We start from the raw sequence: 12,772 nt of genomic DNA, 5'->3' as shown, positions 1-12,772 counted from the left end.
CTACCTTATATTTTCAAGTATCCTAAGTGTCTCTTGGATGTGGGAATCGCCTAGGTTATTTATATCGCTATAAGGCACTCCCATTACTACTACAATATATTCCTTTTTATCCTTTACCGCCAGGGTCGCCCAGCAAAGACCGGCATTATCTGTTGTTCCTGACTTACCTCCGATTATTTCAAAGCCATTTTGATGGTAATCTTTAAGGTGCTTAAAGATTGTCGATTCTACATAGACCCCATTTGGGTGGTCGGCTGTAGGAGTGGTTTGAAATTCTCTTTTTGTAAAGATTGCCCTGAAATTTCCATCATTAAGGCTATCTTTGATAAGCATGGCACAGTCCTTGGCTGACTGGTAATTTTCCGGATCATCCATCCCATCAGCATTGGCATAGGAGGTGTTTTTTAGATTAAGATCCTTAGCTTCATCATTCATCATCTGAACAAAATCTCCCATAGCCCCTGCCACATTTATGGCAAGAGAATCTGCCGCCTCCCCTGCTGAAGCCAGCATAGTCGCATAGAGAAGGTCCCTGTAGGTGGTAGGTTCCCCTCCCACAAAGCCTGCCATTGAGGCATTCATATTGACAGCCCTCTGGTAGGCCCCCACATCAATCGGGGCAAGGCCTGCCAGGTCGTCTATATGCTTTAGGGCAACCCTTACAGTCATTATCTTAGTAAGGGATGCCATTGGCAAGGTCATGTTCTCATTTTTGGCTAAAACCTCCTTATCATCAGTCAAATTGTAAACATAAACTGCCTTTGATATATACTTGTCATTTTCAATCTTTTTTCTAATCCTAAGGCCTAGGTAGGCTCCTAGGATCAAAAGCAAGATAATAATAAATAAATTTCTAATCTTTCCCATAAGTCTATTGTACACCATCTTTTATTTTATTTAATTAAATCTTTTGTAAGCATAGCTTAGCTTTCTTTGAAAAATTTATAAAATAATCTTGAAAGCTACTTGCAATTGATTATTTCTATCAGATAGTAATAAAGAGGTGAAAAAAATGAAAGATATAATAATTATTGGAGCAGGCCCTGCCGGTGTAAGCGCTGCCTTATATGCAAAGGCTCGTGGCAAGGACCTACTTTTACTAGAAAAAGATAGGGTAGGTGGCCTTATTAGCCATGTTTCCAAAGTTAGTCATTATGCTAGCCTTGCCGATAATGAATCAGGTGAGGAATTTTCACAAAAACTAAAAGACCAACTCGCCTTTTCTAATATCGATGTAACTTATGAAGAATGCCTATCTATAGAGAAAAAGGACGACTATTTCCTCGTTAAAACTGACAAAAATACCTATGAAGGCAAAAAGCTAATCTATGCTGCAGGATCTCATCTTAAAGACCTAGCCATAGACTACAAGGGCTTTGATGTCAAACATTGGCCATATGGCAAGGAAGAAAGCCTTAAGGGCAAAACTGTCATTGTAAATGGCGGATCAGATGGAGCAAGCAAGGAAGCTTTATATATAGCAAAATTTGCCAAAGAAGTTCACATTGTCCAAAACCAAGATGCCCTAATGTGCATTGACGAATTTAAAAAGCAAATCGAAGCTTCAGAAAAAATAAAAGTCCACACAGGAACAAGCCTTAAGGACCTAGAAATAAAAGATAATAAGTGTGTGAAAGCTATCTTAGAAGATTGCGAGATTTGCGATGAAAACGGCATAGAAATCTATGTTCAAATCGGCCAAAATGGCTCTACAGACCTCATAAAAGACCTTGCAAATGTCAAAAATACCTTCCTTGATGAAGAAATTTCATCTCAAGTCGATGGCCTATATTTTGCAGGCGATGTAAGAATAAAAGATGTAAAACAAATAGCAACAGCAGTAGCTGACGGAACCCTTGCAGGAATTAGAGCAAGCAAGTAAGACTTACCCCTTTCAGTCGAAAGGGGATTTTTTTGCCCAAAAATCGGGACATTTTTCTCATTTTTGCTATATATAAGCAGACTTAAATATCAAAGGAGATCTTATGACCAAGACTTATTACACAATTTTACCAGCAGATGTTAGATACGATAAAAGATTATTAGCAAATGAGAAAATTATATATTCAGAAATCCTGGCCCTAGCCCAAAAAAAGGGCTATTGCCATGCCACAAATGCCTATTTTGCTGAAGCCTTGTCCACAACTGTCACCTCAGTTTCAAAATGGATTAATAAGCTAATCAAGCTTTCTTATATAAGAGTCGAATACAAATACAGAGAAAATACCAAGTGCATCGAAGAAAGAAGGCTTTTTGTAAATGATTTAGGAAATGAAGATCCTACAAGCGGCCTTAAAGAGGATATGAAAGAAGATTTAAAGACCCCTCTTCAAGGAGACTTGAGGGAGGGTATTAAAGCAGACTTCAAAGATAATAAGACAAGTATTAATAATACAAGTATGAATAAGACTAAGACACCCATAGATATTTGGAATGATTTGGGTGGAAAGATTTCAAAAATTACTGACGCTGACAAATACCAAGCAAGGATAAAGTTCCTAATCAAAACTTATGGAGAAGACGACCTTATTTCCACAATCAAGTCCATAAACAAAAGCAAGTTTCTAAAGGGCGAAGTGGGCCATTTTGTTATTAGCTTTACTTATTTTTTGAATAATTATGATAAAATTAGGTCAGGGGCCTATGACGATTGGGATAAGACAGATAGGCACAAAGGCCTGGGGGAAATTTCCAAATCACAAGCAGAAAACCCATCCCTAGCCCAGCTAGCCAGGGCCAGGAGGCTGGCTAGGATGAGGGATAAGGGAAAGATTGCCCTTTCTGCCTTTTAGGAACTTATAAAAATTAAATATATCTGGCTGATGGCTTTTCTAATCAAATCCCTAAAATATCTAGAATTTAAATATTTTTGGCCTTTGAATCTAACAAAAAAAGAGCCCCTAAGGACTCTTTATAATTTTTACTTGCTTATATATTTTTCGGCATTCTTGGCAGCATTTCTACCAAATACAACTATGTCTGTTACTGCGTTGCCGCCTAGTCTGTTAGCTCCGTGGATGCCTCCTGTAACTTCACCTGCTGCATATAGACCTGGGATTGGCTTTCCGTCTTTGTCTAGTACTTCAGAGTTTGTGTTTACCTCTACCCCGCCCATGGTGTGGTGGATGCCTGGGGAGATTTGAACTGCATAGTAAGGAGCTACTGATAGGTCGCTTCTTGTTTGATCCATGCCCTCTCTACCAAAGTCTGGGTCTTGGTTATTTTTAACGATAGCATTCCATCCTTCTATGGTCTCTTTGATTGTAGCTTCATCTGTGCCAATTAAGTCAGCTAGGGCCTTGTAATCATCACATTTTGTGAGAAGTCCCTTTTCGAAATATTTGGCAATTGTTGATGATTGGTCCATCATTGATTGGTCTACTATTAGCCAAGCTGATGGGTCTTTTTGGCTTAGGATTTCTTTTGAAACGAAATCTCTTGTTTCAAGCTCATTTACAAATCTCTTGCCGTCTTGGTTTACTAGGATTGCTCCCTCTCCCCTTAGGCCTTCTGAGATTAAAGATCCGTCTTTTTGAACTACTGTTGGGTGGATTTGAATTTCATTCATATCTATGAAATTAGCCCCAACTTCTTCTAAAAATCCTATAGCATCGCCTTGGATTGACTTAGCATTTGTTGATACATAGCCCTTTAGGTCTGGGTTATATTTTTCAACTAATTCTTGGTTTGCACCAAAACCACCTGTTGCCACGATTACTGCCTTGGCATTGACCTTTAGCTTTTCTCCGTCTGGATAGGTTGCTTCAACTCCAGCGGCCTTTCCATCTTCCATGATTATCTTATCTACCTTAGCATCATAAACTATATCAATTCCTAGCTCTTTGGCCTTGGCTGTAAGTTTGCTTACTAGGTAAGAACCTACTGGGATTGATTTACCTTCGTCATTGATTGGAGCGTGGGTTCTCATCTTGCTTTGACCACCAGCAAGTTTAAGCTGTTTAAGTGGAGCACCTTGCTCTTCTAGCCAATCAACAGCAGCAGCTGATTCGCCTGCAAGCTTTTCTACTAGTTCTTTTTTGTTTTTCTCATGGCCACCCTTCATGGTATCTTCGATGAAGGTTGCTACTGTATCATCGATTCCTTCTTCTTTTTGAAGCTTGGTTTCTGCAGCATTCATACCAGCTGATGCATAAGATGAGTTACCACCTGTGATGCCTGCCTTTTCGATGATTGTGACATTTTTTCCATCTTCTGCCATTTGGATAGCTGCAGAAAGGCCAGCTCCACCTGCACCTACAACTACTGTATCTGTTGTTATTTCGGCTTCTCTTCCCTTTTCATCTTCCTTAGCTGCTAGGTCTTCTGCTTTGATACCAGCCTGTTCTAGGGCAGAATTTACTGCTGAAAGGAAGGCTGCTGATGAGATTGTCGCTCCAGAAATATTGTCTAGGTCTGTAGAATTTTTGGCAATGACTTCTTCCTTGATTCTTTCAAGTCCTGCCCCACCTACTGAGCTTGTCTCCTTGTGGTCTGCTTCGATGGCTGTAATTACACCCTTATCAAGGCTTAGCTTTACCTTTATGTCACCACCGTAACCTTGAGCACTTCCCTCATATGTACCGCTTATACCAGATAGGTCTTTAGCTTCTTTTGCTGCTTCTTCTGTCTTTGTTTCTGCTTTAGGCTCTTCTTTGCTAGCCTCTTTTGTAGCCTGATTGCCACATGCTGCAAGGCTAATAACCATGGCTAGGGCTAGGCTTATGGATTTAAATTTGTTCATATTACCCCTTTCCTATGTTTTATATATGATATTTTTCAAAATAAAGGGCTACCAATTAAGATAGCCTCTATTTATTTCTTATTTTGCGCCTGCAATAGCATCTTTTAGAGCAGATTTGAAGGCTTCACTTGTTACTGTTGCGCCTGATTCGTTGTCAATTTCTGCACTATTAGCAGCCTTTGCAGCTTCTACTAATTTTGGAAGAGCATCTTTACCGATACCTTCTGTTTCAGCTTCTTCATCGATTGTGATGTCTTTGATTGTATCACCTTCCATTTTTACAGTAAGTTTGATGTCTCCACCGTAACCAGCTGCTGTAGCTGTTCCTGTTTTTTCTACTGCTTCTGCTGTTTCTGCTGGTGCATCTTTTGCAGCATCATCTGTCTTATTTGCAGAGTTACCACATCCAGCTAATACTAGAGCAAGAGCTCCAACTAAAAATATATTCTTTTTCATAATTTTCTCCTTTTACTTCTGTTACTATGCAAGTATACCATTTTTATACAATTTTTTCAAGAAAAAAACCTTGTCATCGTTGATTTTGCTTTATCTGAATACTTCTTTAATTACTTCTTTTATATTAGCAAGCTCTCTTACCTTTATTTCCTTAAAGTTCTTTGCATCCAGGGAGTTTTTGGCTAAATATACCTCTTTATAGCCAAGTCTTTCTAGCTCCTTGACCCTATTTTTGACCTGAGGAACCTTTTTGAGCTCTCCTGTAAGGCCTACTTCTGCTATAAAAACTGTCTTATCTGATATGGGCTTTTTGAGGTAGGATGAGGCTATGGACATGATTATAGCAAGGTTTACAGAAGGCTCTGATAATTTTAGGCCTCCTGTGGTCTTGATTATGACATTATAGTCAAAAAGATTTAGGCCTGCACGCTCCTGAAGGATTGAAATTAGGGTGTTTAGGTCATCACGCCTTAGACTATCGCCGATTCTTTGGGGATAGGGCATGAAGGACTTGGAAACTAGGGATTCTATCTCTACTTCAAGCAGCCTTGAACCTTCCTTGGTCACCGATATGGCTGATCCTTCGGCTTCCACTTCCCTTTGGGTGATAAAATACTGGCTGGGATTAGATATTTCAACAAGTCCCTCTTCATCCATTGAAAATAGGCCAATTTCCCCTGTCCTACCAAATCTGTTCTTGCTTGATGTTAAGACCCTTAGGTCTTCATCAGGACTCCCATCTAGGATTAGGACTGTATCTACCAAGTGCTCAAGAGTCCTTAATCCAGCCATCTCACCTGTCTTTGTCATGTGACCTACCATGATGAAGGCCCTTTTCTTGTCAGGATTTTTGGCCAAATTTACAGCAGCTCCTGCCACCTCAATTGTCTGGGTAGGTGAGCCCTGCTTGTTGTCAAATTCCTGGAGGCTAAAGGTCTGGATAGAGTCAAGAATTATAATATCTGCGTCTATCTTCTTAATCTCCTTGATGGATAAATCCATTGAATTGGTCGATAGGATCCAAAGATTTTCTGGCTCCGAATCCATTATCCTCTGGGCCCTTGATTTTATCTGGCTTTCGCTTTCTTCTCCCGACACGTAAAGGACCCTTAGTCCACTTTTTGCATAAGAATTAGATAATTGGAGGAGGAGGGTGGATTTTCCTGCTCCAGGTCTAGCTGTAAGAATTGAAACAGAGTCCCTTACAAGGCCTCCGCCCACAGCCCTATCAAATTCTTCATAGGCTGAGTGGATTCTTTCAGATTCGTTTATCTCAATGTCTTTTAGCTTTTTTGCGTCCTTATCATCTAGGATTTGGGCAGGCCTTCCTTTAGTTTCCTTGACTGTGACTTCGATTAGGCTGCCCCACTTTTTGCAAGATGGGCATTGACCAGCCCAAACATTTTGGGTGTGGCCACAGTTTTTACATTCGTAAGCTTTTTTGACCTTAGCCATCTAGCCCCTCTACAAATTTATTGACTGAAAATTCATAGACAGCCCTTTTTGGGTCTTCCTTATAGATTTTGGCAAAGATATCCCTTGGGACAATGCCAAAGTCTAGGAGGGCCTCAAGCTCATCTAAAAACCTATTTTCAAACTCACTAAGGACTGGTCTTACGAGATCGATGATGTCTAGGACGTGTTGGTAGAGCTCTACATTTTCATAAAGGGCGAAAATCCCCATCCTAGCTGCGTTATATTTAAGCTTAGTAGCCATGTCATAGTCCATTTCATTAAAGATGTCATAGACCTTATCAAAAATTTCCTCATTGAAGAAGACACCCTTAATTAAGGCCAGGCCTGCCATATTATAAGGGAAAGGCACCTCATCTGCCATCCTTATTTCTATATATTTCTTAGCCCTAACATCTGGAAATACGATAGAAAGGGCATGGTCTACCAAGGCGTCAGCATTGTCTTCTGTCATTAGATCTTCAAGGGTTTTTCTACCAACATAGACATCTTCCCCATCCTTATTTATAAAAATCATTGGAGTTTCAAGGATTCTTTCGGCATAAGTTTTGTAAGATAGGTCAGGATCAAAGGAAAAATCGTAAAGACCAGTCCTCATCCTATCTGTATTATCCCAAATTGTCTGTCTGAGGTTTCTTTCGTAATAGATTTCTCCCTCAAAAATATAGGAATTGTCAAAGACTGAATAAATAAATGGCGAAAGGGCTGAGGCTAGGAAATATTTCCTCCTAAAGTCATCCTCATCCTTATAATCAACAGCAAACTGCATGGAGGCTGTTCCCTTCATCATATTGTGGGCCATATCGCCCCCAAAATCAGCAAAATATTTATACATAAAATCGTAACGAGCCTTTGGAATGACCTTGATATCGTCAATCTTAGTCCTTGGGTGGTAGCCAAGAGTTACAAGTAATTGGCCTCTTTTTTCAAAAACTGGGACAATCTTTCTCATATTTTCCTCATAGAGCCTATAAAGGTCTTCTACAGAGGCCTTGGCAGAAATGGCAAGCTCAAATTGGCCAGCTGGCTCGATAGAAATATCCACCCCATGGCCCCTTAGGGCAAGGCCAGAATCATCAAAGGCCTCGTAGCCAAGATTTTTTAAGTCTTTAAGACTAGCCCCCACGCCATTTTCCCCATAATAGGAAATAGACTCCAAAGTGTCCTTATCCACAACAAAATGTTCAACTTCAAAACCCAACCTAAAATCAGCAGGATCCTTCTCACCGCTTCTTAGGTAGGCAACAATTTTTTCTAATTTTTCTTCTCTATTCATAATTACCTCAAATCTATAATCATATTATACGATTATTAAAATTTAATACATTTATAAATTTATTTAAAAGAAAATTTTATAGAAATAAATTTTGACGTATATTAATCCTATAAGAAATTAGGAGGAAAAAATGTCTTGTACAACAATATTAGTAGGTAAAAATGCCTCATACGACGGATCAACCTTGGTTGCCAGAAATGAAGATTCTGGCAGCGGAGAGTATTGTCCTAAAAAATTCATCAAGGTTGACAAAAAAGATCAGCCAACTTTATATAAATCAGTCATATCCCATGTAGAGATAAAATTGCCAGATAATCCAATGTCCTACACAGCCATGCCAAATGCAGTAGCCAACGAAGGAATCTGGGCAGCCTGCGGAGTCAATGAGAAAAACGTCTCAATGACAGCCACAGAAACCCTCACAAGTAACGAAAGAGTCCTAGGAGCAGACCCTCTTGTAGTCTACAAAAAGGCAGAAGATGGTAAGGCAGAAAAAATTGAAGGAATCGGTGAAGAAGATATAGTAACCATAACACTTCCCTATATAAATTCAGCTCGTGAAGGAGTACTAAGACTAGGAAGTCTATTAGAAGAATACGGCACCTATGAAATGAACGGAATAGCCTTCCAAGATGAAAGCGAAATCTGGTGGCTAGAAACCATAGGCGGCCACCACTGGATAGCCAAAAAAGTCCCAGATGATTCCTATGTAATCATGCCAAACCAACTAGGCATCGACTCATTCGACCTAGAAGATGCTTATGGAAAAGGCGAAAACCAGCTCTGCTCCAAAGATTTAAAAGATTTTATAAGAGATAATTTTCTAGACCTATCCCTAGATGGAAAGCTTAATCCAAGAGATGCCTTCGGTAGCCATTCAGACGCAGACCACGTCTACAACACACCAAGGGCTTGGATCCTTCAAAGATTCTTCAACCCAAGGTCAAATATTTGGGATGGGGAAAATGCAGACATAAGACCAGATGACAATGACATTCCATGGGCAAGGGTCCCTGAGAGGAAAATCACACCAGAAGATATAAAATACGCCCTCTCCCACCACTACCAAGGCACAAAATACGACCCATATGGCAAATACGCCGACAAAAAGGGAGCCTTCAGGCCAATAGGCATCAACAGAAACAACTTCCTAGGCCTAGTCCAAATAAGACCATACATGCCAGAAGGCGTAAAATCCCTAGAATGGCTAGCCCTAGGATCAAATGTCTACAACGCCATGGTCCCATTCTATCCAAACGTAGATGACACCCCAGCCTACCTAAGGGATACCACAGGAGATGTAACAACAGAAGACTTCTACTGGACCAACCGCCTAATAGCAGCCCTAGCCGACCCACACTACGCAGATACAGCCAACCTAATCGAACGCTACCAAGAAGAAATGGGCGCCATGGGCTGGGAAATAGTCCACAAATACGATAAAAAAGTAAAAGAAGAAAAGCTAGAGGGAAAAGCCCTAAGAGACCAACTAGAAAAGGCCAACCAAGAAATAGCAGCAAATCTTAAAAAAGCAAGCCTAAAACTTTTAGACAAGGTCTTATACGAGGCAAGTAATAAAATGAAAAACTCCTTTGCTAGAAGTGATGCTTAGAACATATTTTCAATATGATTGTTAGAGGGAGAGCCCGGGGCTCTCCCCTTTCCTTTATAAAATGATTTTTTAGGGGCATCCCCTAAAAATCCCCTTTTTTTATTATCCAAAATAATAATATTTTGATTTATTATTCTAGATAATATTATTATATAGTTTTTTCTTCGTAATTTTATCTCATAATGAATTATTGTCATCAAGTTGATGACTTCGCCTAAAGGAACTTTCTTTCTAATGATACAATATCATATGGTATTGTTCTTCGTAACTTTAACTTATAATAAATGGTTGTCATCAAGCTGATGACTTCGCCAAAGGGGGGAGGGCCAAGGACCCTTTCGCATGGGTCCTCATCGGACGGAAACCCGTTTGCTACGCAAACTCCTTCGTGCTACCGCACTATGTTTCAGGCATAAACGCCCCAAATCAAGGGGCGTTTATGTCCCCCTTACACCCCCTCTTCGTTACACCCCGCAAGCGACTCCTTAGCGGAGGGCATGATTAGAAACTTGCCTTCGGCAAGCCTCTCTTTGTATACTGAACTCCTTGTTTTAGCCGTCTTTATTCTTACTGATTTTGACATTCCGATGCCTAAAAATCTCAATCTAGTCCAAATTCTTGTTCTGTATAAACTATACATCTCAGTAGTTACAGAAATTTAATTTAAACTCGTGCGTCAGGAGATTTTCTTAACGGCATCTCCACTTACAAAATCTCCCGACCTTGGGAGAATTATTTTGTATTCTTAGAGAATATTAACGTCAAAGTAGGTCTAAGGCTCGTTTGCCTTTGGCAAACATTGAGATAATAGGGTATAAAATACTAATCTATCGGGAGATTTAAAAGCAGAAGTCACCGTTAAGAAAATCACACTGACAACCATCCTTAAATAAAAATATTGTAACTACTAAGATGACAAGTGACTATAAAAAGCCAATTTGGACTAGATTGTGATTTTTAGGGGACTTTTGATTTTAAATCAGTAAGAAAAAGGCCAACTACATAAGAAGTAATCCACAATACTAAAGAAGATTTTTGAAAAAAATCTTCCCCTTTCGCACTCCGCCTAAGGAGCCGGGAGGGGGTGAAATGGGGAGGTTTAAGGAGGGGCATGAGGGGGCATCTGCCGCCCCCTTCGCCCCTCCTTTATACGGAGATTCAATTGTATATAAAAATAATTATCTATAAGACGAAGATACGAAGTATTCATGTTAATAATATTATCTTGGATAATAAATAAAAAATATTTTATCTTGGATAAAAAAAAGAGGGTCTTAGGGGGATGCTCCCTAAAACCTTCTTTTAAAAAATGATTATTTATTCATATTTAGCCAACAAGTTATTTGCTTGTTTTATTAATTTTTCTTGTTTGACCATTAATTGATCTAGCTGAGCCCTTACTGATTTTATTGTTTCTGGTGTGAATTTGATTAGTAAGTGGCAAGCGTTTAAGGTTACTTCTGCTTGTTTTTTGGCTGCCCTTAGGCCTGCTATGGCTTTTTTGTTTGCTTCTGACTTATCTTTATTTTCTGGCTTTTTATTTTCATCCTTTTTTGGAGCTTCTTTTTCAGGTTTTGCTTGTGTTTGGTCTAGCTCTCTCATCCTGATTTCTATTCTATCGTCATTTCTATAACCTACAAGAGGTACATCAAATTCACCTTCTGCTACAAATGGCGCTCCTGGTTCATCAGTTTCTTTTAGCTTGAAGGTTACTCTTTCGCCTCTCTTATATGTTGCTTTATTTGTTATTTTACCGCCCCAAAATTTATTTGGAACTCCATTGATATAGACATACTCTGCTTTATAATAGTCGTTGTATTCTTTATCTTTACCTACTTTTCTTAAAAGTGTAAATGATAAGTCTATTGTATCATTTTTTGGAGCTTGTTCTTCTTTTGCATAAGCTACATTGCTATCTAGATTTGCACTGACTCCAAATCCTAAAGCACTTATTGATAGGCCTAGGGCCATAGTCATCATTATTTTCTTTGATTTTTTCATATTTCCACCCCTTTTCTTTCTTATTTATACATTTTATCTTTTTACTTATCAGTTTCAAGTTTTTTAGCTTACTATATCTCTTTGATAAAAATATTACCGAGACTTATATCCCGGTAATATCTTTTCTAGTTTATTCTTTCTGTTGTTTCGCCATCGAAGAAGTGTAGGGCTTCTGGATCTAGGGCGAATTTGGTGTTATCGCCTATGTTGTATTCTAGGTGGCCTGGTTGACTTATTACTAGGTCTGTTCCATCTGCCATCTTTGAATAGATTATTTGTTCTTTTCCTAGCATTTCTATTACTTCGATGTTAGATTCTACTGTGTTGTAGTCTCTGTCTTCTGCTATAAATCTCTCGCTTCTGATACCGAGGTAGACTTTTTTGCCTTCGTAGTTTTTAAGGACTGCTGCGTCTTTGTCGTTGGCTTTTATTTTCATTTGGCCAGAGTTATTGACGAACATTCCATTTTCTACTTTTCCTTCTATGATGTTCATGGTTGGTGATCCAATGAAGCCTGCTACGAAGAGGTTTTGTGGTCTTTCGTAGAATTCTACTGGGGCTCCTACTTGTTGGATAATTCCCTTATCTAGAAGGACTATCTTTGTGGCCATGGTCATGGCTTCTGTTTGGTCGTGAGTTACATAGACACTTGTTGTATCTAGTTGGTTGTGGATTCTTACTATTTCTACCCTCATGTGCTCTCTTAATTTAGCATCTAGGTTTGATAATGGCTCATCCATTAGGAATACTGATGGTTTCCTTACTATAGCACGGCCTAGGGCTACCCTTTGTCTTTGACCACCTGAGATATCACTTGGTCTTGAGTAGAGGTAGTCTTTTAGCTGTAGGATTTCTGCAGCTTCTTGAACTCTCTTGTCGATTACTTCTTTTCTCTCATTTTTCATTTTTAATGAGAAGGCCATGTTATCATATACTGTCATATGTGGGTAAAGAGCGTAGGATTGGAATACCATGGCTATGTCCCTATCTTTTGGCTCTACTGTGTTCATTATCTTATCGTTGAATGATAGGGTTCCTTCTGTTATTGAGTTTAGTCCTGCTATCATTCTGATTAAGGTTGATTTACCACAACCTGAAGGACCTAGGATTACACAAAAGTCCTTATCGTCTATTTCAAGATTTATATTTCTGATGGTAAATTTATCTCTACCTTCGTATTTTTTTCCTAAATTATCTAATGTTACGCGCATTT

The 12,772-nt window shown here is 39.2% G+C and carries 10 protein-coding genes; 3 read left to right on the top strand and 7 right to left on the bottom strand.

The annotated features are described in order from the left end of the window. Complete coding sequence (locus RRB46_RS02805; protein ID WP_311537399.1) at positions 1–867, bottom strand: D-alanyl-D-alanine carboxypeptidase; 867 nt, start codon at positions 865–867, stop codon at positions 1–3. A gap of 145 nt (positions 868–1,012) precedes the next feature. Between RRB46_RS02805 and RRB46_RS02800 the strand changes: the two genes are divergently transcribed. Beyond that, complete coding sequence (locus tag RRB46_RS02800; protein ID WP_311537398.1) at positions 1,013–1,882, top strand: NAD(P)/FAD-dependent oxidoreductase; 870 nt, start codon at positions 1,013–1,015, stop codon at positions 1,880–1,882. A gap of 103 nt (positions 1,883–1,985) precedes the next feature. After that, the gene (locus tag RRB46_RS02795) at positions 1,986–2,792 is read left to right on the top strand and encodes a helix-turn-helix domain-containing protein (RefSeq protein WP_311537397.1); all 807 of its coding nucleotides are present in this window, start codon (positions 1,986–1,988) and stop codon (positions 2,790–2,792) included. Between the two features lie 128 nt (positions 2,793–2,920). Here the strand turns inward: RRB46_RS02795 and RRB46_RS02790 are convergent, their stop codons facing one another. The 4 genes from RRB46_RS02790 to RRB46_RS02775 all read right to left on the bottom strand — a co-directional run bounded on the left by RRB46_RS02790 (position 2,921) and on the right by RRB46_RS02775 (position 7,946). Then, the gene (locus RRB46_RS02790; RefSeq protein WP_311537396.1) at positions 2,921–4,741 is read right to left on the bottom strand and encodes a flavocytochrome c; all 1,821 of its coding nucleotides are present in this window, start codon (positions 4,739–4,741) and stop codon (positions 2,921–2,923) included. Positions 4,742–4,819: 78 nt separating this feature from the next. Beyond that, positions 4,820–5,197 carry an FMN-binding protein gene (locus tag RRB46_RS02785; RefSeq protein ID WP_311537395.1) on the bottom strand — a complete coding sequence of 126 codons (378 nt, stop codon included), beginning with the start codon at positions 5,195–5,197 and terminating at the stop codon, positions 4,820–4,822. Between the two features lie 90 nt (positions 5,198–5,287). Continuing rightward, positions 5,288–6,652 carry a DNA repair protein RadA gene (radA, locus tag RRB46_RS02780; RefSeq protein ID WP_311537394.1) on the bottom strand — a complete coding sequence of 455 codons (1,365 nt, stop codon included), beginning with the start codon at positions 6,650–6,652 and terminating at the stop codon, positions 5,288–5,290. Beyond that, the gene (locus tag RRB46_RS02775; RefSeq protein WP_311537393.1) at positions 6,645–7,946 is read right to left on the bottom strand and encodes a glutamate-cysteine ligase family protein; all 1,302 of its coding nucleotides are present in this window, start codon (positions 7,944–7,946) and stop codon (positions 6,645–6,647) included. Before RRB46_RS02775 ends, radA begins: the two co-directional genes overlap by 8 nt. Before the next feature lie 130 nt (positions 7,947–8,076). Between RRB46_RS02775 and RRB46_RS02770 the strand changes: the two genes are divergently transcribed. After that, positions 8,077–9,558: a C69 family dipeptidase gene (locus RRB46_RS02770; protein WP_311537392.1), complete on the top strand. Its 1,482-nt coding sequence runs from the start codon at positions 8,077–8,079 to the stop codon at positions 9,556–9,558. A gap of 1,317 nt (positions 9,559–10,875) precedes the next feature. On the opposite strand, the gene RRB46_RS02765 is transcribed toward RRB46_RS02770, so the two are convergent. Beyond that, on the bottom strand, positions 10,876–11,559 hold the full coding sequence (locus RRB46_RS02765) for a hypothetical protein (protein ID WP_311537391.1): 684 nt from the start codon (positions 11,557–11,559) through the stop codon (positions 10,876–10,878). Between the two features lie 125 nt (positions 11,560–11,684). Further along, on the bottom strand, positions 11,685–12,770 hold the full coding sequence (locus tag RRB46_RS02760; RefSeq protein ID WP_296126618.1) for an ABC transporter ATP-binding protein: 1,086 nt from the start codon (positions 12,768–12,770) through the stop codon (positions 11,685–11,687). Positions 12,771–12,772 lie beyond the last annotated feature (2 nt).

Source organism: uncultured Anaerococcus sp., from assembly GCF_963512375.1.
Taxonomy (GTDB): Bacteria; Bacillota; Clostridia; order Tissierellales; family Peptoniphilaceae; genus Anaerococcus.
The sequence above is the reverse complement of the archived record's forward strand: the minus strand, read 5'-3'. Positions and strand labels throughout refer to the sequence as shown.

Excerpts from the sequence above, each read along its gene's own strand:
- RRB46_RS02805 (WP_311537399.1), bottom strand. The coding sequence starts at position 867 with ATGGGAAAGATTAGAAATTTATTTATTATTATCTTGCTTTTGATCCTA.
- RRB46_RS02800 (WP_311537398.1), top strand. The coding sequence starts at position 1,013 with ATGAAAGATATAATAATTATTGGAGCAGGCCCTGCCGGTGTAAGCGCT.
- RRB46_RS02795 (WP_311537397.1), top strand. The coding sequence starts at position 1,986 with ATGACCAAGACTTATTACACAATTTTACCAGCAGATGTTAGATACGAT.
- RRB46_RS02790 (WP_311537396.1), bottom strand. The coding sequence starts at position 4,741 with ATGAACAAATTTAAATCCATAAGCCTAGCCCTAGCCATGGTTATTAGC.
- RRB46_RS02785 (WP_311537395.1), bottom strand. The coding sequence starts at position 5,197 with ATGAAAAAGAATATATTTTTAGTTGGAGCTCTTGCTCTAGTATTAGCT.
- radA (WP_311537394.1), bottom strand. The coding sequence starts at position 6,652 with ATGGCTAAGGTCAAAAAAGCTTACGAATGTAAAAACTGTGGCCACACC.
- RRB46_RS02775 (WP_311537393.1), bottom strand. The coding sequence starts at position 7,946 with ATGAATAGAGAAGAAAAATTAGAAAAAATTGTTGCCTACCTAAGAAGC.
- RRB46_RS02770 (WP_311537392.1), top strand. The coding sequence starts at position 8,077 with ATGTCTTGTACAACAATATTAGTAGGTAAAAATGCCTCATACGACGGA.
- RRB46_RS02765 (WP_311537391.1), bottom strand. The coding sequence starts at position 11,559 with ATGAAAAAATCAAAGAAAATAATGATGACTATGGCCCTAGGCCTATCA.
- RRB46_RS02760 (WP_296126618.1), bottom strand. The coding sequence starts at position 12,770 with ATGCGCGTAACATTAGATAATTTAGGAAAAAAATACGAAGGTAGAGAT.